Genomic DNA, 22,997 nt, shown 5'->3' on the forward strand with positions numbered 1-22,997 from the left:
GTACCCTGAGCACATGACCCGGGCCCCTCGCCAGAAAACCACCCTTCGCCGCGTCCTGCACTGGGTAGCAGGCGGAACGGTTGCCGCCCAGATGGCCACGATGGCAGGGCTCGTCGTCTTCAACGGCGTCAGGAGACGGGGTCGCCGTCCCTACCGCTTCCCCACCGCCCCGGTGGAATCCCTCGAGGTGGGCGATCACCAGGTCGAGATCTTCACCTTCGGACGTGACCTCTACGCTGCGATGATCGCCGACATCGAGGCGGCTCAGCACACCATTTATCTCGAAACCTTCATCTGGAAGAACGACGAGGTCGGTCGACAGTTCCGCCAGGCCCTCGTCGACGCCGTTGCCCGAGGCGTCGAGGTCTATGCGATGTGGGACACCTTCGCCAACCTCGTCGTCGATCCGCGCTTCTTCCGCGAGCTGCACGGCGTCCATGTGCGCGCCCAACCGCTCGTCACCCCGTCGTGGATGCCAACCATCCGCAACATGGGACGCGACCACCGCAAGCTCCTCGTCGTCGATTCCGGCGTCGCCTACATCGGTGGGTACAACATCGGGTCCCTCTACGCGGATCGGTGGCGTGACACCCACGCCCGTATCACCGGCCCGGCCGTCGGGGAATTGGAGAACACCTTCGTCGACATGTGGAACCAGCGACCCAAGGGGGCGTTGGTCTCGCGACGCAACCAGCCGGTGTTGCCCTCCCCTGGGGTGCGCTACTGGGACACCCCCTTCGCGGTACACCGCAACTCCCCGCGGATGGCCGTCTATCCCATTCGGAACATGTACCTCGAGGCCATTGACCGTGCCAGTGAGCGGATCTGGATGACCCAGGGTTATCTCATTCCGGACGACGACGTCGTCGCTGCCCTTCACCAGGCGACCTCTCGCGGGGTCGACGTGCGTATCGTCGTTCCCGCCGAGTCGAATCACGTCATCGCCGACTGGCTGAGCCGTGGCTACTACGACCGGCTCCTTCATCAGGGAGTACGGCTCTTCCTCTACCAGGGGGCCATGGTGCATGCCAAGACCTGCACCATTGACGGCATCTGGTCGACGATCGGCACGGCCAACCTCGACAGGTTGTCCCTCCAGGGCAACTATGAGGTCAACATCGCCATCACCGATCCCACTGTCGCCGAGCGGATGGCTGAAATATTCGAGATCGACATGGCGAACTGCGTGGAGCTCACCCTCGACGAATGGCAGTCGCGATCCAACGTCGCAAAATTCACCGAGGCGCTGTTGTCCCCATGGCGACCATTTTTCTGAGATTCCGTCGCCAGCGTAAAAAATGACGTATTACCTAGCCAGGCAACTGTTGTCGCTGGTAACAATACGCACTTTTGGTTAAGTACTCGGCTACGATCCGTGATCGTTACTGGACGTTTTGACCCATCGTCAACGACACTGGACGCATGGGATTCTTTGCATGGATTGTTCTCGGACTCATCGCCGGCGCCATCGCCAAGGCCATCATGCCGGGCAAGCAGGGCGGCGGCATCCTCGTCACCCTTCTTCTCGGCGTCGTGGGCGCGGTTCTTGGTGGCTGGCTCGGCTCCCTCATCTTCAACAAGCCCCTTGGCGACTTCTGGAACCTCTGGACCTGGCTCATCTCAATCGTCGGTGCCCTCATCGTCCTGTGGATCTGGGGTGCCATCACCAAGAAGAAGAGCCAGTGACCTACTGATCTCTCATCCTCTCTCCAGCGAGGCCCCGTCCTTGGACGGGGCCTCGCTGCATGTATGGGCACCTCCGGGACACCCCGCGCTCATTGATGTCTCCGTGCGCCTCACAGACACATGGCACGATGGATGTAAGCCACTAGTCAGGAGGACCGACCTATGGCCACCAAGATCACCCGGCCCGAGGAGGGCCGCATCGTCGGCGGCGTCTGCCAAGGCATTGCCAACGCCTTCGATCTGGACCCGACCATTGTCCGCATCGTCGCAGCGGTCTTGATTCTCGCTGCCGGCTCGGGACCACTCATCTACCTCGTGTTGTGGGTGATCATCCCGGATGAGCGCAGCGGCGCGAGCATAGCTGGTGATGCCGCCCGAAAGGCACGGGACAAGCAGGAATCGCGTCGCTCAGGAAATACCTGGAACTTCAATCAGACGACAGCTCCCCATCGTCCCGACGAGACCTTCAACCCGTACAAGGAGGACTGACCTTCAGCTACATGACAGGGCCCGCACCGATCCATCGGTACGGGCGCTGTCATGTCCTGGAGCCGTCTCACTCCCACTCAATGGTGGCCGGCGGCTTCGAGGTGATGTCGAGAACCACCCGGTTGATCTGCGGGCAGGCGTTGGTGATCCGGGTGGAGATCTTCTCCAGCACGTCATAAGGAATGCGGGCCCAATCAGCGGTCATGGCGTCCTCACTGGTCACCGGGCGCAGCACAATCGGCGAGCCGTAGGTACGTCCGTCACCCTGCACACCCACCGAGTGGACGTCACCGAGCAGAACCACCGGACACTGCCAGACCTTGCGATCCAGACCAGCCGCGCTCATCTCCTCGCGGGTGATGGCATCGGCGGTACGCAGCACCTCGAGGCGCTCCTTGGTCACCTCGCCGATGACGCGAATACCCAGGCCCGGGCCTGGGAAGGGTTGGCGCCACACGATGTCCTCGGGCAGGCCCAGCTCCAGGCCGACGGCTCGCACCTCGTCCTTGAAGAGGGTGCGCAGCGGCTCGACGAGGCTGAACTGCAGATCGTCGGGAAGGCCTCCGACGTTGTGGTGGCTCTTGATGTTGGCGGCTCCCTCGCCACCGCCGGACTCGACGACGTCGGGGTAAAGGGTCCCCTGCACCAGGAAGTCGATCGTCTGATCGGCGTTGAGCCGTTTGGCGACGTCCTCGAAGGTGCGAATGAACTCGCGACCAATGATCTTGCGCTTGGCCTCGGGATCGGTGACTCCGGCCAGGGCGTCCAGGAAACGCTGGGACTCGTCTGCCACCACGAGGTCGGCGCCAGTGGCCTCGACGAAGTCGTGCTTGACCTGCTCGGCCTCTCCCTGACGCAGCAGACCGTGATCGACGAAGACGCAGGTGAGCTGGTCGCCGACGGCACGCTGCACCAGAGCGGCCGCGACCGCGGAGTCGACGCCGCCAGACAGTCCACAGATGACACGACGGTCACCGACCTGGCCGCGGATCTGAGCGATCTGGTCTCCGACGATCGAGCTGGCATTCCAGTCCGGACGGCATCCGGCGATGTCGAAGAGGAAGTGCTCCAGAACCGTCTGCCCGGATTCGGAATGCTGTACCTCCGGGTGCCACTGCACACCGACGAGCTTGCGCTCCACGTTCTCGAAGGCGGCCACCGGGGCACCTGCAGTACGAGCGAGGGTCGAGAACCCCTCCGGAGCACGGGAGACGGAGTCACCGTGACTCATCCACACGCTGATGGTGTGAGGGATACGGGAGAGCAGTTGACCTGGGGAGGTGATGCACAGGCTGGTACGTCCGTATTCAGAGGCTCCGGTGTGGGCGACCTGACCACCGAGGGCCTGAGCCATGGCCTGGAAGCCGTAACAGATGCCCATCACCGGCACACCGGCGTTGAACAGGGCCGGGTCGACGCTCGGGGCCCCATCCGCGTAGACCGAGGCCGGGCCTCCGGAAAGGATGATCGCGGCAGGTTCCTTGGCGAGCATCTCGCGGACTGGCATGTTGTGCGGGACGATCTCGGAGTAAACGTTCACCTCGCGCACCCGGCGGGCAATGAGCTGGGCGTACTGCGCCCCGAAGTCGACCACCAGAACGACGTCGTGGAGTTGTTCCATGAGGCCGAGTCTATGGCCCAGAGCCCCCAGTCGCGCCACTCGACCGGTCCCCGACTGCGCGAACATCCACCCGATGGGCGTCGAAATGCCGTCAGATGACCACGAAGTGGAACTCCGCCCGCCCTTTCCATTGGTCGACAGGTCTGGGCTCGATATGGTTCATTCACCGGTACCACTCACTGCAGCAGAACTGAGGCTGGCCATGACGAATGAGACGACGGAACTCCTCCGGACCCTCAAGCGATGGAAGGAACGCGCCATGGAGGACCTCGACGCCGCCATGCGTGAGGACCCCGCCGCCACGTCGAAACTCATGGTCGCCATCGCATACCAGGGCGTCCATGCCATCTGGGCACACCGTCTCGCCCATGCCATCTGGGTGAAGTATCCGGCGCTGCGCCCACTGGCTCGTCTGCTGTCCCAGCTCTCCCGCAATCTCACCGGAATCGAGATCCATCCAGGAGCGACGATCGGGCGTCGGTTCTTCATTGACCACGGCATGGGGGTGGTCATCGGGGAGACGGCGGTCGTGGGTGACGACGTGCTGATGTACCACCAGGTCACCCTCGGCGGACGCGCGCGCGGACACTTCAAGCGTCACCCCACGATTGGCAATCGTGTCCTCATCGGCGCCGGTGCCAAGATCATTGGTGACATCACCGTCGGTGACGACTGCAAGATCGGCGCCAACGCGCTGGTCATCAAAGACGTCGCCCCCGGAACGGTCGTCGTCGGTATCCCGTCGAAGGTTCACCAGGGCGACGTCATCGCCTGACCCATCAGTTGCCGAATGCCTCCGAGGTGGACGCATCCGCTTCGGGGGCGCTCGCAGGGTCGTCCTGGGACTCGTCTGCAATGGCCTCGTGGTGACGCACCACCTCGGCAACGATGAAGGTGATGACCTTCTGGGCGAACTCGGGATCGAGGTTCGACTCGACGGCGAGCTGACGCAACCGTGCGATCTGTTCGGCCTCACGGGCCGGATCTGCCGGCGGCAGTCCGCGCTCAGCCTTGAGGCGGCCCACCTCGCGGGTGATCCGGAACCTCTCGGCGAGCAGATGGATGAGGGCGGCGTCCATGTTGTCAATCGCGCCGCGCAACACGACCAATTCTTCGGGCACTTCGCTCATGCCCGAAGGTTAGCCAGCCATCCCGTTCGCCGGGACGGTGTCCTGATTGATGGGACGATCAGCGAATCGTCAGCTCGATGCGCTGGAACTCCTTGACCTCCGAATAGCCGGTGGTGGCCATGGCCTGACGCAGCCCACCGACGAGGTTCATGGTGCCGTCCGGGACGCGCGAAGGCCCGCTGAGCACCTCCGCGAGGGTACCCACGGGCTCGAAGTGCACCCGAGAACCACGCGGCAGGTCAGCGTGCCATGCCTCGGCACCCCAGTGCCATCCCCTGCCAGGGGCCTCGGCGGCCCGGGCCAGTGGGGATCCGACCATGACTGCGTCAGCACCACAAGCGATGGCCTTGGCGATGTCCCCGGAATGTCCCACCGAGCCATCGGCGATGACGTGGACGTAGCGTCCCCCCGACTCGTCCATGTAGTCGCGACGGGCCTCGGCCACGTCAGCGATCGCCGACGCCATCGACACCTCGATGCCAAGGACCTGGCGGGTGGTGTGGGCCGCTCCCCCACCGAAGCCGACGAGCACGCCAGCCGCGCCGGTCCGCATGAGGTGCAGGGCCGTCTGGTAGGTCGCGCATCCACCGACGATGACCGGGACGTCGAGCTCGTAGATGAACTTGCGCAGGTCGAGGACGTCGTCCCCACTACCGACATGCTCGGCCGACACCGTCGTGCCACGGATGACGAAGAAATCAGCCCCGGTGTTGACGACAGTCTCGGAGAACCGAGACGCATTCTTCGGCGACAAGGACCCGGCTACCGGCACTCCGGCGGCCCGAATCTCGGTCATCCTGGCGGTGATGAGCTCGGCCTTGATCGGCTCGGAGTAGATCTCCTGCATACGGCGGGTGGTGGCGACGTCGTCACTCAGCCCGGCCAGCTCCTCGAGGTACGGCGTGGGGTCCTCGTAACGGGTCCACAATCCCTCGAGGTTGAGCACACCGAGGCCACCCAGACGCCCGAACTCGATGGCCGTCGCCGGGCTCATCACCGAGTCCATCGGAGCGGCCATGATCGGGAAGTCGAAGGTGAGAGCGTCGATGCGCCACTCCAAGTTCACCATCTCGGTGCCGCGGGTGCGCCGGGAAGGGATGAGAGCGATGTCATCCAGGCTGTACGCCCGGGTGGCACGCTTGCTGCGTCCGATGTCGTACATGATTCCTTTCCTGCCGGATTCTCCGGCTCGCCCGTCAGTGGGCGGAGTAGTTGGGGGCCTCGACCGTCATCTGAATGTCATGCGGATGAGACTCCCGCAGACCGGCCGAGGTGATGCGCACGAAACGACCACGCTCGTGCAGCTGGCCAATGGTGCGGGCGCCGGTGTAGAACATCGACTGACGCAGACCGCCAACCAGCTGGTAGGCCACCGCCCCCAGCGGGCCACGGTAGGCAACCTGACCCTCAATGCCCTCCGGGATGATCTTGTCATTCGTGGTGACGTCACCCTGGAAGTAGCGGTCCTTGGAATAGGACAGCTTCTCGCCACGCGCTGACATGGCACCCATCGATCCCATGCCACGGTAGGTCTTGAACTGCTTGCCGTTGATGAAGGCGAGCTCACCCGGGGACTCCTCGCAACCGGCCAGCAGGGATCCGAGCATGACGGAATCGGCACCGGCGACCATGGCCTTGGCGATGTCGCCGGAGTATTGCAGGCCACCGTCTCCGATGACCGGCACGCCGTACTGGCGAGCAGCGCGGGACGCCTCGAAGATGGCAGTCACCTGGGGGACGCCGACACCGGCAACCACACGAGTGGTGCAGATCGAGCCCGGCCCGATGCCGACCTTGATGCCGTCGGCTCCGGCCTCGCAGAGCGCCTTGGCGGCCTGGTAGGTGGCGATGTTGCCGCCGACGACGTCTACCCCCTTGGCGGCAGGCTCGGCCTTGAGCTTGGCGATCATGTCGAGAACGCCCTGGGTGTGGCCGTGAGCGGTGTCGACGATGATGAGGTCGACACCCTCCTCCACCAGTGCCATGGCGCGTTCCCACGAGTTGCCGAAGAAACCGATGGCAGCACCCACGCGTAGACGTCCCTGAGGATCCTTGGTGGCGTTGGGGTACTTGTCGGCCTTGACGAAGTCCTTGAGGGTGAACAGGCCGCGCAGCTTGCCGTCGGCGTCGATCAACGGCAGCTTTTCGATCTTGTGCGCGGCCAGCAGGGAAAGGGCGTCGGACGGACTGGTGCCCACCGGAGCCGTGACCAGCGGGGCCGGGGTCATGACCTCGCGGATGAGGCGCCGCGGGTTCTCCTCGAAGCGCATGTCGCGGTTGGTGATGATGCCGACGAGGTTCTCCTTCTCGTCGACGACCGGAACACCGGAGATGCGGTAAGTGTGGCAGAGCTCCTCGGCATCGGCCAGGGTGGCGTCCGGGGAGATGGTGATGGGTTCGTCGACCATTCCGGCCTCCGAGCGCTTCACCTGATCGACCATCGCGGCCTGGTCCTCGATGGACAGGTTGCGGTGCAGGATGCCGAGGCCACCCTCACGGGCCATCGCCACTGCCATCCGAGTCTCCGTGACGGTGTCCATCGCTGCGCTGACAAGCGGGATTGCGATGTCGATGTTGCGGGAAACCTTGGTCGTCGTGTCGACCTGGGAGGGGATGACGTTGCTCTCAACAGGCTGGAGCAGGACGTCGTCAAAAGTGAGGGCCAGTGGTGCCAGCTCCTCAATCGTGGTCGGGCGGGAGTCCGAGGTCATGAGCCACCTTTCGCCGGGATAAACGTCATCCTATCGCCGCGGGCGTCGAGGTCGCCCAGCCGATCGCCCCGAGCTGGCCGGGAACGCTGGTCGCCGTCAGGTCGTGGCCGTCACGAAGGCCCACGCCCTCGGGACCCGCCGGACGATGAGACATCCGACGATGACCAGCGGCAGGCACACGTAAGGCGACCAGTACCACTGCAGATGGGCCAGGACACTGACGGCCACCACTCCGACGATGACGATGTCGCGGTGGGTGCGACGCAATGGAATCGAGGCGACCAGGGCCAGCGGCCCGATGAGGTACCAGGGTTGCAGGGAGGCCCCGAAGACAGCGAAGGCGATCATGACGCCGGCCTGCAGTCGCAACGGACTGCCCAGCTGTCCGATGGAGTCGTCCATGCGTCGCAAGGATGGGACAGGGCCCCATCGGGCCCAGCACCACACCATCGCGACCAGGGTGAGGACCAGGCTGACGATGATGGCCGGGCCGACCAGCTCGTCCAGCGGGATCCGACCACTTCCCCGCAGGATCTGAACCACCAGGGCGATCGGTGAGTCGCTCGTTACGGAGACGGGACTGCCTGCCGTCGGGTTGAGCCATCCCAGCCCCAGACCATGGATGGCGGAGATCCCGCCGAATACCGCCAGGGCCGGAATGGCTCCAGCAGCGGTGCGGGCGAGGAGGGCCGACCAACAATTCCGGTTCGTCCAACGGTGGCCGCCATGACGCACTGCATGGACGTGGGCCAGGGTGACGACGCCTACCCCGGCCAGCACGCCCGGCTGCTTGATGGTGCCGGCCAGACCGACGATCGCCCCACCAGCAACGAGTCCCAACCATCCACGTCCGGACAAGATCAGGTGGATCGCCACGATCAGCGCCGCAAGGGACAGGCCGACCTGGAGCCCGTCATTGTGCATGCCGCCGATGATGCTCAGGGTCGTCAAGGGGCAGCATGCCCCCAGCCAGAGGGCATGATCGGGGTCGGCACCGGCATACCGCGCCAGCTGCGGCATCGTCCAGAACATCAGAGCGATGCCGATGATGGCCGGCACGCGCATCAGCAGCACCGACCACAACGGATCGGCGTGAGCGATCGTCACCATCGCTGCCTGGATCCACAGCGATCCCGGCGGATACACCGCTGTCGTACCCCCCCACGGAGTGCCGACGGCCTGACCAAGCACGCCTGCCAAACCCTGGGGAACCACGTAGGGGTCCAGACCCTGAGCCAGGACCCACCCCTGAGCAGCATAGGCCCAACCATCCCGACTGAGCAGCGGCGGACCGAACAACAGCGGTAGCGACCACGTGACGAGGGCGAGGAGGCGAGTGCCGACAAGTTTCCGGGAACGCAACCACGCGATGATCATGGCGCTCAAGCCGACGACACTGCTGGCAACCACGGCCACCCCGATGGGACGCACCTGCTCCGGCATTCCGGCATGGGGAGAACCCCATCCCCACACCACCATCATGACGGAGCCGACGAATCCCATCACGAGCACCTCGACGAGGCGGCGTCGATCGTGATGGGAATGGGCCAGCGCAGGCTGACGATCATGGAAGTGGGTCGTCGTGGTCATCAGCATTCAGCGTAGGGGAACCACACAGCCAGACGACGAGAGAAGACACGGTGTCGAGCGTTTTGGGCCAATTGTCACCCCAACCCGCTAAGGTGCATGAGGCGGTTGTGCTCCGCCACAGGTGCGGCCCTGCCCCCTGATACCGGAGTGTGGTGTGGTCGTGCCCACCGGGTCTCTGGCCCCTGTGCGTGTTGAGATCGGTCGGGAAAAGACCGGTACCGCATTGCGGTGTCGCCGGGCTCGGTGTCCAACGTCGTCAACGGATAGGACCGTTCGTGCCACCTGGCATCATGTCATCGCCCGTTTCCGCAATTCTCGAGGCCCCGATTCCAGCTCCGCTGAGCTTGGACCAGGCCATCGACAAATTCTTCTCCCCCATCGCCACCACCATTTCTGACGCGGTGTTCTGGGCCATCCCATTGCCCGGAGGCAATGAATTCCCGCTCATCCTCGCGTGGCTGTTGGCAGCTGGAGTCTTCTTCACGATCTACCTGGGCTTCCAGCAATTGCGCCCAGCCTCAATTCGCCATTCCAGCCATGTGGTGCGAGGACACTTCTCCCGTCACACCGATCCTGGTGACGTCACCAGCTTCCAGGCTCTCGCCACCGAGTTGTCGGGCACCGTCGGCCTGGGAAACATCGCCGGTGTCGCCATCGCCATCGCAACTGGCGGACCAGGCGCATCTTTCTGGATCGCTGTTGCCGGTCTGGTCGGCATGAGCGTCAAGATGTCCGAGGCGACCCTCGGTGTGAAGTTCCGCATCGTCAATGAGGACGGAACCACCTCCGGCGGTCCGATGTACTACCTCCGGGATGGCCTGGCCTCGATCGACAAGCCCAAGCTCGGTCGCGTCCTCGCCACCCTGTTCGCCGTCTGCACCGCCTTCGGCGTCATCGGCGCGGGCAACATGTTCCAGTCCAACCAGGCCGCCTACCAGCTGGCGATGTTCGCCGGTGGCAAGGACTCCTGGATCGGCACCCACATGTGGGTTGTCGGACTGGTGTTCGCGATCCTCGTCGGCATCGTCATCGTCGGCGGCGCCTCCAAGATTGGCGCTGCCACCTCCAAGATCGTCCCCTTCATGGGCATCCTCTACGTCATCATGTGTCTGGCTGTGATCGGCGCGAACATCACCGAAGTTGGTGACGCCTTTATGGCCATCTGGTCGGGCGCCTTCACTGGCCATGGCATCGCCGGAGGCGTCCTCGGCGTGCTCATCGTCGGCGTTCAGCGTGCTGCCTTCTCGAACGCAGCCGGTGTCGGTACTGCGGGCATCGCCCACTCTGCCGTGAAGACTCGTCGCCCGGCCCAGGAGGGCTTCGTCGCTATGTGGGAGCCGTTCATCGACTCCGTCGTCATCTGCACCATGACGGCCATCACCATCATCATCACCGGTGTCTACAAGGATCACGACGCCGATGGTGTTCAGATGACCGCCCACGCCCTCAAGACGGTTGCCCCGTGGTTCAGCTCCCTGCTGACCCTGGCTGTCGTCCTCTTCGCCTTCTCGACGATGCTGTCGTACTCCTTCTACGGCAAGAAGGCTGTTGGCTTCCTGTTCGGGAACTCGGCCACCGCCGAGCGCATCTACAACGGCATCTTCCTGCTCCTGCTGGTTGTCGGTGCGGCCACGAACATGGCCTCGATCCTCGCTCTGGCCGACGCCATGCTCTTCCTCATGGCTGTTCCGAACGTGATCGGCATGTACTTCCTCGCTCGGGTCGTGGCTCGCGAGATCAAGGGTCATCGGGAGCGTGTGGACGCCGGCGTCATTCCTCAGGTACCTGAGGATGCCCAGGCCGGCATGATCGTCGCCAACGAGGCCACTCCTGAGCAGCTCGAGACTGCTGACGAGGAGTACGCCCTGCGTGCGGCAGCCATGGACGCTCGTAGTGAAGAGCTCGATCTGGGACACACGGCCCCAGACACCGAGCGTGACTACCTGGATCATCTGCCCGAAGACCATGAGTTGTTCAACACCATGGACCGTGACGGCAAGCCGCTCAAGGACTGAGCCATCGCGTCGTGAGTGCACGGGGCCCGGGGAATGCTCCCCGGGCGCATCACGAAGACCGACCGGTCACCGGCACGGACGTATAGCAACGGGCCCCGGAACCAAAACGGTTCCGGGGCCCGCAGTGATCAGCGAGGATCAGTGACTCACTTGTCGTCGTCTTCTTCCTCCGGCTTGTCCACCACGAGGGTCTCGGTGGTGAGCAGCAAAGCGGCGATGGAGGCGGCGTTGGCCAGCGCGGAGCGGGTCACCTTGACAGGGTCGATGACACCGTCGGCGATGAGGTCCACGTACTGACCAGTCTTGCCGTTGTAGCCGTGTCCGGGCTCCATCTCGGCAACCTTGGAGACGATGACATAGCCAGGCTCGCCACCGTTCTCGGCAATCCAGCGCAACGGCTCGCGAACGGCCTTGGCGACGATCTGGACACCGGCCTTCTCGTCACCCTCGAGGTGAAGGTTCCCGTCAAGCACGTGCGCGGCATGGATGAGGGCGGAGCCACCACCGGCGACGATGCCCTCCTCGATCGCTGCACGAGTCGCGGAGACAGCATCCTCGATGCGGTGCTTCTTCTCGTTGAGCTCGACCTCGGTGGCCGCACCCACGCGAATGACACACACACCGCCGGCGAGCTTGGCAATACGCTCCTGGAGCTTCTCGCGGTCCCATTCGGAGTCGGAGTTGTCGTACTCAGCACGCAGCTGGGCGACGCGTCCCTCGACGTCGGCCTTGGAGCCGGCGCCGTCGACGATGGTGGTGTTGTCCTTGGTGACGACAACCTTCTTGGCGCGACCCAGGACCTCGAGGCCCACCTGGTCGAGCTTGAGCCCGACCTCGGGAGCGACGACCTGACCACCGGTGAGGGTGGCGATGTCCTGCAGCATGGCCTTGCGGCGGTCACCGAAGGCCGGAGCCTTGACGGCCACCGAGTTGAAGGTGCCGCGGATCTTGTTGACGACGAGGGTACTCAGGGCCTCCCCGTCGACGTCCTCGGCCACGATGAACAGGTTGCCGTGGGCGGCGATGACCTTCTCCAACAGCGGGAGCAGGTCGTTCATCGACGAGATCTTGCCGGAGTGGACGAGGATGTAAGGATCCTCGATCACGGCCTCCATGCGGTCCTGGTCGGTGACCATGTAGGGCGACAGGTAGCCCTTGTCGAACTGCATGCCCTCGGTGAAGTCGAGCTCGGTGCCGAAGGTCTGGGACTCGTCGACGGTGATGACGCCGTCCTTGCCAACCTTGTCGAAAGCCTCGGCGATGAGCTCACCGATCTTCTCGTCACGGCTGGAGATAGTGGCGACACTGGCCATGTCCGAGGTGGTGTCGATGGCGCGCGAGATAGAGCGAAGCTCCTCCACGACGGCGTCGACGGCCTTCTCGATACCGTGCTTGAGACCGACCGGGTTGCCCCCGGAGGCCACGGCGCGCAGTCCCTCGTGAACGAGGGCCTGGGCGAGCACGGTGGCGGTGGTGGTTCCATCACCGGCCACGTCGTTGGTCTTGGTGGCGACCTCCTTGGCGAGCTGGGCGCCGAGGTTCTCGTAAGGATCGGTGAGATCGACCTCCTTGGCGACGGTCACGCCGTCGTTGGTGATGGTCGGGGCTCCCCACTTCTTGTCGAGAACGACGTAGCGCCCCTTGGGGCCGAGGGTCACCTTGACGGTGTTAGCGAGGATGTCGACGCCGCGCTCGAGGGAGCGACGGGCCTCCTCGTCGAACTGAAGCTGCTTGGCTGCCATGTATCAGCGCCTCACTTCTCGACGACGGCGAGGATGTCGCGAGCGTTGAGGAGCAGGTACTCCTGGCCATCGTACTTGACGTCGGTGCCGCCGTACTTGGAGAAGATGACGACGTCACCCTCCTTGACATCCATGGGAACGCGGGTGCCCTTGTCGTCGACGCGACCGGGGCCAGCGGAGATGACCTTGCCCTCCTGCGGCTTCTCCTTGGCGGTGTCCGGGATGACGAGTCCGGAAGCGGTGGTCTGCTCGGCCTCGAGAGGCTGGACGAGGACGCGGTCCTCGAGCGGCTTGATCGTGGTTGCCACGTCAAGACCCCTTTCTACTGAAGACGGATTGTGTCATTGTCTCTCGCCAGGGGTTGCGAGCCCCGAGCGCGACGAACCATCGGCGTCGCGGGTGCTTCAGGTCCGTTGGCACACTCACCACGAGAGTGCCAACCACGAAAGTACACCCGTAGTTGGCACTCAGGCAACGGGAGTGCCAGAAACGGCCCTCCAAATATCGGCACCAATCAGTTGGATCCGTGGTTCTTCCAGAAGTCATCAGGGTTTGAGGGCGGCTGCTGATCAGGCTGAGGAGCCCCGGTCACATTCCCCGGGACATGTCCCCATGGCTGACCTGGCTGACTCTGGCTCGGGTTCTGGTAGGGCGACTGTTGTGCCTGAGGATTGCCCCGGTCGGGTTGACTGCCCCACTGCGGGGTCTGGCTGTTCCACTGCTGAGGCTGTTGCCCCTGCGGCTGCCCCGGATACTGCATCGCCCACGGGGCATCACCGTTCTCCGGCTCGCTCGCCTTCGGACCCTTCTTCTTGAGCACGACAGCCACGACGATCCCGATGATCGCCAAGGCCGCCACCGCGACGACGATCCAGACCCACGCCGGCACACCATCGTTGCGCTCACCAGTGGCGCTGAGCCCCTCGCTCGAGAACACGTCCTTGGGATCGGTCCAGGTGACGGTGTTCCCGTCGACCTTGCTCGATCCCGAGTGGCTCAACACCTTGCCGGGGAAGATGATGGAGACCTTGAAGTCGCTGAGCATGCTCGCATCGAGGGACTCGGTGGAACCACCTGCGTCATTGAAATAACCCGCATTCATCTTGAAGGTCACCTTGTCTTTGTCGAAGGTGATCTTGCTGCCGTCATCCTTCTTGTTGTACTCGGCTGCCGTGATGTCGCCCGAATAGGCGCAACCGATGTACTGATCATCCTCGAACTTTTCACCCTTCGCGCTCGAGGCCCCGCCGCCCATGCCCTTGACGTCACTGCAGTTGGAGAACTGGGAGGTGAGATCCTCCCCCGACATGTCGGCCATCGACTTGGAGATACCAACCGTGGCCTTGACGTGGATGTGATCCTCGTCCTTGATCTCCATTGCCGTGTCGAATTTGACGCACCCGGCGAGCAGCAACAGGGGTGCAAGAAGCAAGACCAGATAGCGTCTCATATGGCGCGAAACACTCAGCATGCCCACATGGAATCACAGGCATGGGGCCTGGCGGTAGGCCCACATGTGCAAACCAATGAAACGGAGCCCTGGAAGCCATATGGTTCCAGGCCTCGTACGAGCTTGCGGTCAGTGTGCGTTTGGACCTGGCTCAACGCCAGGAACATGGGGTGGCCGACGGCCTCCCTGAGCGGCCTTCCTCTTGTCCACGACCACGGCTGCAATGGCACCACCAATGGCGACGACGACCACCGCGAGAACCACCCATGTCCAGCCGGGGAAGCCACCTCCGCGCTCGCCTGAGGCCTCCAGGCCCGAATACGATTTGAGGTCCTCGATGTCAGTCCAGGTCACGGTCTTGCCGTCGACCTTGCTCGCCCCCGAATGACTGAGGACCTTGCCAGGGAAGGTCACAGAGACCTTGAAATCAAAACCCTTGGCTGAGCCACCCAATTCCGAGGAGCCAAACCCAGAGATGGCGTCCTGCAGATCAGAACCATCAAGACGGAACCGGATCTTGTCGTCATCAAAGGCGATGAAGATAGGGCCGTCGCCCGCAAAACCCTTCGAAGGTGTGGTCGACGGTTTCGCACTACTCGAGGATGAGGATGCTTGGCCCGTCAGCTCAGCGACCGTCATCGTGCCGGTCACCGTGCAGCCCAAATACTTGTCGTCGTCAAAGGGTTTGACCGTCATCTTGTCGGCAGCGTTCTCATCCAACTCATATGATTTCTTGAGTTCCGAGCAATCGCGAAGCTCTTTCGTGACCTCCTCGGCCTCACTTCCCGTGAACTCGTCGAGGACCGACTTGAGAACTCCGACGGTCAAGGTTGCATCAACATGGTTTTCGTCCTCGATGACGAAACCAGCGTTGAACTTTCCGCACCCCGACAGCAGGAGGAGCGGAGTCAACAGCAGTGCAGTGAGGTATCTTGCCGAGTGCCGAGTGGCCACCATGAGCACATGACATCACAGATAGGTCGATTCTGGATACGGCTGGAGGATCAGCGCATTCGATCACACACCAAAACCTTGGCGTTTTTCCTTGTCGGAGTGCAGATGAGAGTGATGGAACGTGGCCCAGAGGGCTTGAGCTTTCGTCGCCACGCGACGGGATCGACGTCAACACCACGCTTCTTGATCTCGAGGGTTCCGACGCGGCGATCACGCACCCAGGAACGCAGCGTCTTGACGTCGAGAGGGAGCACCTCCTTGACGGCAAACCACGTCAGCCACGGAGAATTCACCGGGGCATCTGCAGTGAGGTAGGCGATGCCGTCAGACACCGTGTGCAGCGAGTCGTCAATCGCCGAGAGACTGCCTGCCCGAATGGCTGCCGGGTGAGGTTCAGCCACGAAGGGGCCCAGATCACCAACGTCCGGATCAGGTAGTGCACCGGGCAGCTCACAGGTCGTCTCGGGGCTGACGAGAATGGCACGATCCCCTGACCAGAGGTCGCCAAACCCGGACCACAACGTCGCCTCAACCAGATCCCCACGATGACCCACGTAGGTGACGGGCAGGTCAGGCAGTCGAGAACGATCGACGCCGGGCCCGAGCTTGACGACAGTAGCCGTCAGGGCAATCACCTTCTCAACGAAGGACCATGGCGGCTGCACGTCCTCCAGGCGCCAGGTCCGCCCTCGACCAGTGCGTCGAGCAGGGTCGAGCATGACGACCGTGGAGTCTGACGCATCCTTGAGCAGGTCATCAACGACCTCTGCGGCATCGGCGCACAGCACGTTGACTCCGGGCAGATTGTGACGGGCCAGCTCAGCGGTCGCCGGGTCGATCTCGACGGCCGTCACCCTCAACCCGGCATCGAGGCAAGCCCGGGAGTCTGCACCACATGCGCAACCCAGGTCCACAACGTCCGTGAAACCTGCCGAGACCAGGCATTGTGCACGCCACAGGGAGACGTCGCCACGGGTGGCCTGCTCGAGTCCGTCACGGGTCCACAACATGTCTGCACCGACCGGACCAACCTTGCTGACGGCTCGACGTCTCAGGCTGATTTGGTCGAGGGCTGCGGCGGCCAGATCGGCATCCATGTGACGGCGCAATCTGGTCGCGGCGGACAGCGAATCTGGATCAGACTCGGCGCCGGCGAGGTCGAGGGCGTCGATCCCTTCATCGCTGGCCAGACGGCGTGCCACGGTGAGATCCACGGTGCCACCATAGAGGTACTTTCGAACCGTTTGGGTACAATCTTCGGTCGAGACATCGCTTTGCACCGTTTTCCGTACGAGGAGCAATCAGTACCGTCGTGGCCATCACCACTTACGAGAATCGATCGAGATTCACCCAGCGCCTGCAATCCTGGGGGTCCAGGAACGTGACCCCTGAGGACGATCCTTCGCGCCGTTCTGCAGGGTGGTACGTCCATCACTTCATCGGTTCAGCCTTCCAGCTCGGAGCCATGGCGACGACCTACTATGCGTCGCGCACGGAACCCCTCAACATGGATGCCCACACCAATGTCAGCTGGGTGCTCCTTTTCGTCGCAGTCATCGTGATTCCTGGCCTGCTGACCTTCGCGGAGTCCTTCGTGAAACCGGACGGTAGCGGGCAGGACGTCGTCACTGCGGTGACCCTGATGCTGGGCCTGTGCGGCATCATCGCCTTCGGAATTCTGGCGGCGACGCCGATCGTGACGACGCCCATGTCGTTCTCGATCCTGCTGCCCGTGAGCTTGGCACTGACGGCCATTGCTCCGTACAGCCTGCCGGGGGCCAATCCACGTGCAGACAGCATGTTCACCGAAACCCACTACGGAGCGTGGAGTTCCCGTTGGTTCGCCCCGATCATCTGCCTGAGCCTGTGGGTCGTCGGGCTGGCTGGCTGACCAAGATAACGCCCGCAATTGACGGATTACGCGGTTACCACTGGACGAACGACGGGGATGCCGTCGTCGCTGAGCACCCGGGCACGGAACCCATAGACGCGCTCCAACACGTCCGGGGTGAGGACTTCCGAGGGTGATCCTTCGGCATGCACCCCGCCCTCGTGTAACAACACCAGGCGGTCACAATAACAGGCAGCCAGATTCAGGTCGTGGAGGGCGACGATTGCCATCCTGTGCCCGCTTTCAACGGCTCTGCGCACTAGGCGCAACACCTCGATCTGATTGTGCAGATCTAATGCAGAGGTGGGCTCGTCGAGCAGCAAGACCTGAGGATCTCGAACTACCATCTGCGCCAACGCCACCAATTGCCGTTGTCCGCCAGACAGCTGGGAAATGAAGCGGTGGGCGATATGGGCAATACCGACGCGCTCCAAGACATGAGCAGCACGTTCCACCGTCGCTTTGCTCCTGCTGCGAGCCGAGGTCAGGACCGACTCAAGGACGGTCAGGGATGCGGTGGCAAGCACGTCCTGGGGTAGGTAACCCACGACGTCGCGCAGTTGGGCTCCGCTGACATGGCCATCGTCATCGCTGATGATCACCTCTCCCGAGGTAGGGGTCTTCAGCCCGGCGATCGCCTTGATGAGCGTGGATTTTCCCGCTCCGTTGGGTCCGAGCAGCCCAGTGACCGTCCCCCGCTCCAGCGGACCGAGGCTCACCCCGTCGAGTACGTGACGCTGCCCGTAAGACAAGTGCAGGTTAGACAGGCGGATGTTCACGATGCCCCTCCGAAGACACGATGCCGAGTGAGGATGAGGGAAACGAATACTGGCACCCCCACTAGCGCGGTGATGATCCCAATAGGTATCGCCACCCCAGGGATGATGGTGATCGACAGGGCATGGGCGGTGGCTAGTAGGAAGGCCCCAGTAGCTGCGGAGGCAGGCGCGAAGTATCGCTGCTCCTCGCCAACCAGGATGCGGGCGACATGGGGACCGACCAGACCGACGAATCCGATGACCCCAGCAAAGGCGACGGTAACTGCTGCCAGCAGTGACGCCAGAATAAGGATTCGCGACCTCAGCCGGGGCACATTCACCCCCATGGCGGCAGCACGTTCATCTCCGAGTCTCAACGCGGTCAGCTGCCCCGAATGCCTGATCGTGATGGGAATAGCGATAGCCAGGACGGCGGCGATGATGGCATTCGAAGTCCACGTAGCCCGTTGAAGGGAGCCCATCGTCCAGAAGACGATCTGTTGGAGGGCCTCCGGGGTGGCTCGGTACTGCAAGAGCGCCAGGAGCGCATGGAATCCGAATACCAGGGCGATACCAAGTAGGATCATGGACTCCCGGCCATCTTCACGGCGGCGTGAGACAGCGGCAACAATGGCAACCGCAACAAGGGATGCCACTGCTGCGCAGACCGCCACGTTGAATTGGGAATTGGGAATGATCGTCCACCCCAAGACGATAGAGGCGGCCGCCCCAAAAGCCGCTGCTGCAGAGATCCCTAACGTGAAAGGTTCTGCCAGCGGGTTGTCCAGGATGGTCTGCATGTGCGCGCCTGCGAGCGAAAGGCACACCCCAATGAGTACCGCCATCACCGACGACGGAATGCGCAATTGCCACAGCACCATTCTGGTCTGAGCATCCACCGTGGAGGGATTGACCAGTGCTCTCAGCAGCTGGGGAAGAGTGATGTCCACGGGGCCAACCACGATGGTGACTAGGAAAGCAGCCACCGCAATGACCGAAAGCAGGACAATGGCCCAGCGCTTCCAACGGGCACGCCGGTAGTATCCCCTCACCACAGCCACCATTCCGGTGGCAGGATCCTCCCGGGCAAGGGACATGTCAGTGTTACTCACGTCGGATTCACTTCTTCAGCGTGACGAAAAACACGCCGCGGTAGCCAAAAGGCAAGTAGTCCTCATGGAATTTAGCGAAATCCTTCGTTAGGTCGACACCCTTGAATTGTTTCGGATGTTGCCATGCCGCGAACTGCTCAAGTGCGAAAACATTAAAGGGAGAGTCGTAGAACTGATGATAGACGGCATGCAACTTTCCGTCCTTCGGGGCCTTGAGTAAGGAAAATCCCGGGGTCTTGAGCAGGCCAGCCAAGGTCCTCTGTGCATCGTCATCAGTGACGTTATATCCAAGTTCGACGTGAGGAACCGACTCCGGTTTCTTCGAATCCTTAGCCCACGAACCACCGGTGGCGATGATGTGTTCGGGTTGGGTTGCCACAATCTTCTCTGGGGTGACGTCACCTGCAGATGTCCGGAGGAGGTCCACCCCAAGGTTGTGGCCTCCGGCAGCGGTGATGACGGCGCCCAGATTGAGATTCGCATAGGTGGAGCAACAGTCCTTAAGCCCGGCAGCACGCCACAGAAATGTGCGAGGTTTGTCACTTTCCCGGGAGACTCTTCGTGACACGTCATCAACCTTTGATTGATAGAATTTATTGAATTCATTAGCTCGGGAAATAGCCTTTCCACCAAAGATTTTACCGAGTGTCGCCATCGATTTCGTGGTGTTTTCTAGAGGCTTCCTGCGGAAGTCGATGAAAACATGGGGAAGCTTGGCTTGGTCCATTTTCTGAAGAAATCCAGCCTTCTCCGCAGCCTCTTTCTGGTCCAGAGTCATGACCACCGCATCGGGCTTGAACGACAGCATATTCTCCACAGTGACGTCCCCCTTCGCGATACTGCCAATCATCGGAAGTTTGCTCACCTGTGGGCGGGCCTGACGCAATGCAGATTCGAAGCTGGGCGCCGCCTTGTGTAAATCAGCGCCGATGGCTACCACATCCTTGGCCGGATTCTCCTTGTTCAGGACACTGGTGGCCATCAGCGCGCGCCCCTCAGCCAAAAGAATGCGCTTAGGTTGGGCGTCAAAGGAAACCGTGCGCCCTGCAACATCGGTGACACTCAGAGCGGGAGTATGGCCACTCGACGCCTTCTCCTGGACACCACCGGCGCAGGCACCAAGACCTAACGTAAGAGCAATCGTGGCAATGGCGCCGAGAGTTCTTGTGACATTCATGATGGTGGCGGGCCTTCCCGTGGGGGCGTACAGCGTCAATACAAAGTGAGCCTAAGGTTAGCTTTACCTAAGCCTTGGTGCAAGCATGACGCCGCGCATCCACGAAGCCCCCAGCGTCAAAGGTTTACACCGAGTATGACCACCCGGTCGGTCGACCATCGTGATAGGGCAGACAGCCGTGGAACTGCGGAACATCAGGATCAAAAACCAGCGGCAGAAAGTACCGGTCCCCCTCCCACATCGGTAGCTCGTCGAGGGAGCCGATGCGTTCCCAGGTCAGCGGACCTTCCTCGTTCGCGTCGGGGATGGCGTCGGCAATGGGATGCCATGCGTCGACGACGAAGATGAAGCCGAAATGGTCCTCTCCGTGCCGCCCGAACCCCGGCCACGAGACGGTGCCACGTAGGCGCATGGCGTCAACCTCGATCGCAGCCTCCTCGCGCAATTCGCGCTTCATGCCAGCGACGACATCCTCCCCCGGTTCCACCTTGCCTCCCAGCCCGTTGTACTTGCCGAGCTGCTCGTCGCCAGGACGTGCGATGCGATGCACCATGAGGACGCGCTCTCCGTCAGGGTGCATGACGAAGCCAAGGGTGGTGAGGATCGGGGTCATCATGTAGACATCCTCTCAAAGGGACGGAAATGGATAGTAAGCGAAAAGCAGCCTCGACAAGTCACAGAAGCTTATCTGGGGTCTTTGGTGCTTGATGTCTACATGGCTGCGCGTCCTTGTAACCGGTCCGGCAAGTCGTGGGTCACGCGTTAAATGGTGCTGTGTGTCTGACTGCCGGGCGATGGCGGGCGATAGGTCTGGAGCCCTTGTCCATGTTCAGGCCGCACAACGGGTCGACAGGGGTCCCTCGCCGCCCTGCTCAGGAGCGCACATCCCAGAACCACCGCAATGACCTCGCCGCTTAATTAGTAGGTGATTTCTCTAGTTCCCTGTTTGCCAAGTCCTGCTACCTCATCAGAAGGTGCCACGGGCCATGTGAAATGAATGAGGCTCTGGGAGCTGAAGCTTTCGGCTGCTACGTTGTCATTGGCGGCATTTTCAACGAGAGAAGGGATTGCGATCATGCAGATCACCGTCACGACCGCCAACGACCATCGGGTTCGCACCGTACAGACCGCCATGAGCAACACCTTGGGAATCGATTCCCAAGTGGACATGCTCGCTCCCGGCGGGTCCACCAGCTCTAGCTCCGGCTCGTGCTGCTCCTGCTCAACCTGTGCCGTCGTGGCGCAACCGGGCAACTGACTAGACTGGGTCCTTCGACCCCCTCACTTGTTGGACAGGGCGCGTGAGCTGAGGAACATAGCCAAGTGGGCCGCGACGAGGGGGATCAGAACGTCTGATCGGGCCGCGAGGTATCCTTGGCTGACCGCCATCACGATCGCTCCAACCGCTGCGAAGGCTCCTCCGATCGGTCGCTTCAAACCGCTGAACTGCATGATGATGAAATGGGGCCCCAGCGGTCCACATGTGCCCCGGCAGGCAGCGGGGGAAGATGAATCGGAAAATGATCTCTTCGCAGGCCAACTGCATAGTCAGCGGGGTCCCCCCATGATCAAGTTGGCTTCAACCGCCCCACGGATCGTCTTCATCCAGCCGCCAGCACTGGCTTCCACCATGTCGGCTGCCAAGCGCGATGGGCGGACCAGCTGTTCGCGGCGTCTATCGATCCAACCGAGCAAACCGTAAAGCATCTCCGCGAGGACTCCTGAAGCAACGGATTCTCCAATCCCCAGAAGCATGGCGAGTAGCACAGCGACGCTCTGGAATCCCAAGTGACTTGTTTGGTGGAGCCACCACTGCGGAGGCAAGACCAAGAAAGACAAGATGCACACCATGATGAGGTGAGCAGCCACCACCAAGGACATCTGGAATGTTGCTTGGCGTTCGGCGATAGTCGCGCTCGTGAGGATTGGAAGACTTGACCGGGCTGCGCTGCTGGACAGCTTGCGGAGGAACGGTTTAGAAACGAAGTAGTAGCCGACGTAGAGGGTCACGACTATCACGGTATTGATCATGCGCTTGGTGTCCTGCGCCGATGAGTCGAGTTCCTGTTCCACCAGTACTGAGCGTTGTAGACGATATGGGCCATTACGCAGGCCCAGAGGCCCCAGTAGAGAAACAGGACGGTTCCTAACGCTGCGAGCGGCACCTTCGCCAAGATTTGTCCCCTTCCGAAGACTGAATGGTTACAGGCGAACAGAGCGGCCCCGAAGAAGGTAAGGGCGAACCACTGCGGCGGCGGGCAATCACCTGTTCCAGCGGGACGCGCAACTTGCTGGACTGGGGAAGGCCAATCCCCTCATCGACTAGTGAGTCGCGATCCATCTCGCCGTACGTGACGATCATCGGATCAACGAAGTAGTCACCGACCGAGACATTGAATTCCATGTCACCCCGACCGATCCGGGAAGCCAGGAGGAAGTCAGCTGCCGCGCTGGATAGCCCCTGTCCATCCGTGTTGTCACAGCGGAACTGATGGGTCCTGAATCCCACCCCCTCCGTCCCCGGACTCTGTGCTCGATACGAGGTCACGGCCGAGCTGGCCTTGCGTAACCCGCTAGGTGTAGATGCCATGTTCCATCTCCCCTGACGTCTCCCGAACACCCGCGACACTAGGAGCCCATAGGTGCTCAGCGTTCAGCGATCTCTATGTGG

Annotated in this window: 22 protein-coding genes; 7 read left to right on the forward strand and 15 right to left on the reverse strand. The window is 62.3% G+C overall.

All coding sequences use genetic code 11. The features are described from left to right. Positions 1-13: 13 nt before the first annotated feature. The 3 genes from ACP8LP_RS08895 (at position 14) to ACP8LP_RS08905 (ending at position 2,175) form a co-directional block, all read left to right on the forward strand. Positions 14-1,276 (forward strand): phospholipase D-like domain-containing protein, encoded by a 1,263-nt coding sequence (locus ACP8LP_RS08895; protein WP_016666010.1) that lies wholly within the window; start codon positions 14-16, stop codon positions 1,274-1,276. A 146-nt stretch (positions 1,277-1,422) separates the two neighbouring features. Then, positions 1,423-1,686: a GlsB/YeaQ/YmgE family stress response membrane protein gene (locus tag ACP8LP_RS08900; RefSeq protein ID WP_015582220.1), complete on the forward strand. Its 264-nt coding sequence runs from the start codon at positions 1,423-1,425 to the stop codon at positions 1,684-1,686. 162 nt (positions 1,687-1,848) lie between these two features. Continuing rightward, positions 1,849-2,175: a PspC domain-containing protein gene (locus tag ACP8LP_RS08905; protein ID WP_021107796.1), complete on the forward strand. Its 327-nt coding sequence runs from the start codon at positions 1,849-1,851 to the stop codon at positions 2,173-2,175. 67 nt (positions 2,176-2,242) lie between these two features. Here the strand turns inward: ACP8LP_RS08905 and guaA are convergent, their stop codons facing one another. After that, the gene (gene guaA, locus ACP8LP_RS08910) at positions 2,243-3,796 is read right to left on the reverse strand and encodes a glutamine-hydrolyzing GMP synthase (protein WP_202725738.1); all 1,554 of its coding nucleotides are present in this window, start codon (positions 3,794-3,796) and stop codon (positions 2,243-2,245) included. A gap of 202 nt (positions 3,797-3,998) precedes the next feature. On the opposite strand from guaA, the gene cysE reads away from it, so the two are divergent. Continuing rightward, positions 3,999-4,571 (forward strand): serine O-acetyltransferase, encoded by a 573-nt coding sequence (cysE, locus tag ACP8LP_RS08915; RefSeq protein WP_016666012.1) that lies wholly within the window; start codon positions 3,999-4,001, stop codon positions 4,569-4,571. Positions 4,572-4,575: 4 nt separating this feature from the next. Here the strand turns inward: cysE and ACP8LP_RS08920 are convergent, their stop codons facing one another. The 4 genes from ACP8LP_RS08920 to mptB form a co-directional block, all read right to left on the reverse strand. Then, entirely contained in the window at positions 4,576-4,926 is a 351-nt protein-coding gene (locus ACP8LP_RS08920; protein ID WP_069102561.1) for a chorismate mutase, read from the reverse strand. A 58-nt stretch (positions 4,927-4,984) separates the two neighbouring features. Then, positions 4,985-6,088, reverse strand: a complete 1,104-nt coding sequence (locus ACP8LP_RS08925; RefSeq protein WP_023033142.1) for a GuaB3 family IMP dehydrogenase-related protein — start codon at positions 6,086-6,088, stop codon at positions 4,985-4,987. A gap of 34 nt (positions 6,089-6,122) precedes the next feature. Continuing rightward, the gene (gene guaB, locus ACP8LP_RS08930; RefSeq protein WP_023033143.1) at positions 6,123-7,637 is read right to left on the reverse strand and encodes an IMP dehydrogenase; all 1,515 of its coding nucleotides are present in this window, start codon (positions 7,635-7,637) and stop codon (positions 6,123-6,125) included. 96 nt (positions 7,638-7,733) lie between these two features. Further along, complete coding sequence (gene mptB / locus ACP8LP_RS08935; RefSeq protein WP_334353275.1) at positions 7,734-9,233, reverse strand: polyprenol phosphomannose-dependent alpha 1,6 mannosyltransferase MptB; 1,500 nt, start codon at positions 9,231-9,233, stop codon at positions 7,734-7,736. A 284-nt stretch (positions 9,234-9,517) separates the two neighbouring features. Between mptB and ACP8LP_RS08940 the strand changes: the two genes are divergently transcribed. After that, a complete protein-coding gene (locus ACP8LP_RS08940) occupies positions 9,518-11,242 on the forward strand; it encodes an alanine/glycine:cation symporter family protein (protein ID WP_021107803.1) in 1,725 nt (574 codons plus the stop codon). A gap of 146 nt (positions 11,243-11,388) precedes the next feature. Here ACP8LP_RS08940 and groL read toward each other — a convergent pair whose 3' ends face one another. From groL to ACP8LP_RS08965, 5 genes are all read right to left on the reverse strand, one after another. Next, positions 11,389-12,984: a chaperonin GroEL gene (gene groL, locus ACP8LP_RS08945; protein WP_065673842.1), complete on the reverse strand. Its 1,596-nt coding sequence runs from the start codon at positions 12,982-12,984 to the stop codon at positions 11,389-11,391. An 11-nt stretch (positions 12,985-12,995) separates the two neighbouring features. Further along, the gene (groES, locus tag ACP8LP_RS08950) at positions 12,996-13,292 is read right to left on the reverse strand and encodes a co-chaperone GroES (RefSeq protein WP_065673843.1); all 297 of its coding nucleotides are present in this window, start codon (positions 13,290-13,292) and stop codon (positions 12,996-12,998) included. A 206-nt stretch (positions 13,293-13,498) separates the two neighbouring features. Continuing rightward, positions 13,499-14,461 carry an LppM family (lipo)protein gene (locus ACP8LP_RS08955; protein WP_179856585.1) on the reverse strand — a complete coding sequence of 321 codons (963 nt, stop codon included), beginning with the start codon at positions 14,459-14,461 and terminating at the stop codon, positions 13,499-13,501. A gap of 102 nt (positions 14,462-14,563) precedes the next feature. Continuing rightward, positions 14,564-15,391, reverse strand: coding sequence for an LppM family (lipo)protein (locus tag ACP8LP_RS08960; RefSeq protein ID WP_490292896.1), 828 nt, complete (start codon positions 15,389-15,391; stop codon positions 14,564-14,566). 47 nt (positions 15,392-15,438) lie between these two features. Then, positions 15,439-16,602: a THUMP-like domain-containing protein gene (locus ACP8LP_RS08965; RefSeq protein WP_016666021.1), complete on the reverse strand. Its 1,164-nt coding sequence runs from the start codon at positions 16,600-16,602 to the stop codon at positions 15,439-15,441. 251 nt (positions 16,603-16,853) lie between these two features. On the opposite strand from ACP8LP_RS08965, the gene ACP8LP_RS08970 reads away from it, so the two are divergent. Next, the gene (locus ACP8LP_RS08970) at positions 16,854-17,279 is read left to right on the forward strand and encodes a hypothetical protein (RefSeq protein ID WP_036910165.1); all 426 of its coding nucleotides are present in this window, start codon (positions 16,854-16,856) and stop codon (positions 17,277-17,279) included. A 26-nt stretch (positions 17,280-17,305) separates the two neighbouring features. Here ACP8LP_RS08970 and ACP8LP_RS08975 read toward each other — a convergent pair whose 3' ends face one another. The 4 genes from ACP8LP_RS08975 to ACP8LP_RS08990 all read right to left on the reverse strand — a co-directional run bounded on the left by ACP8LP_RS08975 (position 17,306) and on the right by ACP8LP_RS08990 (position 20,942). Beyond that, positions 17,306-18,058 (reverse strand): ABC transporter ATP-binding protein, encoded by a 753-nt coding sequence (locus tag ACP8LP_RS08975; protein ID WP_016666023.1) that lies wholly within the window; start codon positions 18,056-18,058, stop codon positions 17,306-17,308. Continuing rightward, complete coding sequence (locus tag ACP8LP_RS08980) at positions 18,055-19,134, reverse strand: FecCD family ABC transporter permease (RefSeq protein WP_016666024.1); 1,080 nt, start codon at positions 19,132-19,134, stop codon at positions 18,055-18,057. Before ACP8LP_RS08980 ends, ACP8LP_RS08975 begins: the two co-directional genes overlap by 4 nt. Positions 19,135-19,156: 22 nt before the next feature. After that, positions 19,157-20,326: an ABC transporter substrate-binding protein gene (locus tag ACP8LP_RS08985; RefSeq protein WP_479929172.1), complete on the reverse strand. Its 1,170-nt coding sequence runs from the start codon at positions 20,324-20,326 to the stop codon at positions 19,157-19,159. Positions 20,327-20,450: 124 nt separating this feature from the next. Then, the gene (locus tag ACP8LP_RS08990; protein WP_036975462.1) at positions 20,451-20,942 is read right to left on the reverse strand and encodes an NUDIX hydrolase; all 492 of its coding nucleotides are present in this window, start codon (positions 20,940-20,942) and stop codon (positions 20,451-20,453) included. 459 nt (positions 20,943-21,401) lie between these two features. On the opposite strand from ACP8LP_RS08990, the gene ACP8LP_RS08995 reads away from it, so the two are divergent. Then, a complete protein-coding gene (locus ACP8LP_RS08995; protein ID WP_016666027.1) occupies positions 21,402-21,584 on the forward strand; it encodes a hypothetical protein in 183 nt (60 codons plus the stop codon). 290 nt (positions 21,585-21,874) lie between these two features. Here the strand turns inward: ACP8LP_RS08995 and ACP8LP_RS09000 are convergent, their stop codons facing one another. Next, entirely contained in the window at positions 21,875-22,357 is a 483-nt protein-coding gene (locus tag ACP8LP_RS09000; protein WP_016666028.1) for a hypothetical protein, read from the reverse strand. Between the last annotated feature and the right edge of the window lie 640 nt (positions 22,358-22,997).

The organism is Cutibacterium sp. LaCa_89 (genome assembly GCF_058177555.1).

Coding starts and splice junctions, on each gene's coding strand:
- ACP8LP_RS08940 (WP_021107803.1), top strand. CDS start 9,518: ATGTCATCGCCCGTTTCCGCAATTCTCGAGGCCCCGATTCCAGCTCCG.
- groL (WP_065673842.1), bottom strand. CDS start 12,984: ATGGCAGCCAAGCAGCTTCAGTTCGACGAGGAGGCCCGTCGCTCCCTC.
- guaA (WP_202725738.1), bottom strand. CDS start 3,796: ATGGAACAACTCCACGACGTCGTTCTGGTGGTCGACTTCGGGGCGCAG.
- ACP8LP_RS08925 (WP_023033142.1), bottom strand. CDS start 6,088: ATGTACGACATCGGACGCAGCAAGCGTGCCACCCGGGCGTACAGCCTG.
- ACP8LP_RS09000 (WP_016666028.1), bottom strand. CDS start 22,357: ATGATCAATACCGTGATAGTCGTGACCCTCTACGTCGGCTACTACTTC.
- ACP8LP_RS08900 (WP_015582220.1), top strand. CDS start 1,423: ATGGGATTCTTTGCATGGATTGTTCTCGGACTCATCGCCGGCGCCATC.
- ACP8LP_RS08990 (WP_036975462.1), bottom strand. CDS start 20,942: ATGATGACCCCGATCCTCACCACCCTTGGCTTCGTCATGCACCCTGAC.
- ACP8LP_RS08920 (WP_069102561.1), bottom strand. CDS start 4,926: ATGAGCGAAGTGCCCGAAGAATTGGTCGTGTTGCGCGGCGCGATTGAC.
- mptB (WP_334353275.1), bottom strand. CDS start 9,233: ATGCTGATGACCACGACGACCCACTTCCATGATCGTCAGCCTGCGCTG.
- ACP8LP_RS08905 (WP_021107796.1), top strand. CDS start 1,849: ATGGCCACCAAGATCACCCGGCCCGAGGAGGGCCGCATCGTCGGCGGC.
- ACP8LP_RS08985 (WP_479929172.1), bottom strand. CDS start 20,326: ATGAATGTCACAAGAACTCTCGGCGCCATTGCCACGATTGCTCTTACG.
- cysE (WP_016666012.1), top strand. CDS start 3,999: ATGACGAATGAGACGACGGAACTCCTCCGGACCCTCAAGCGATGGAAG.
- ACP8LP_RS08960 (WP_490292896.1), bottom strand. CDS start 15,391: ATGGTGGCCACTCGGCACTCGGCAAGATACCTCACTGCACTGCTGTTG.
- ACP8LP_RS08895 (WP_016666010.1), top strand. CDS start 14: ATGACCCGGGCCCCTCGCCAGAAAACCACCCTTCGCCGCGTCCTGCAC.
- ACP8LP_RS08970 (WP_036910165.1), top strand. CDS start 16,854: ATGGCGACGACCTACTATGCGTCGCGCACGGAACCCCTCAACATGGAT.
- ACP8LP_RS08980 (WP_016666024.1), bottom strand. CDS start 19,134: ATGTCCCTTGCCCGGGAGGATCCTGCCACCGGAATGGTGGCTGTGGTG.
- guaB (WP_023033143.1), bottom strand. CDS start 7,637: ATGACCTCGGACTCCCGCCCGACCACGATTGAGGAGCTGGCACCACTG.
- ACP8LP_RS08995 (WP_016666027.1), top strand. CDS start 21,402: ATGCAGATCACCGTCACGACCGCCAACGACCATCGGGTTCGCACCGTA.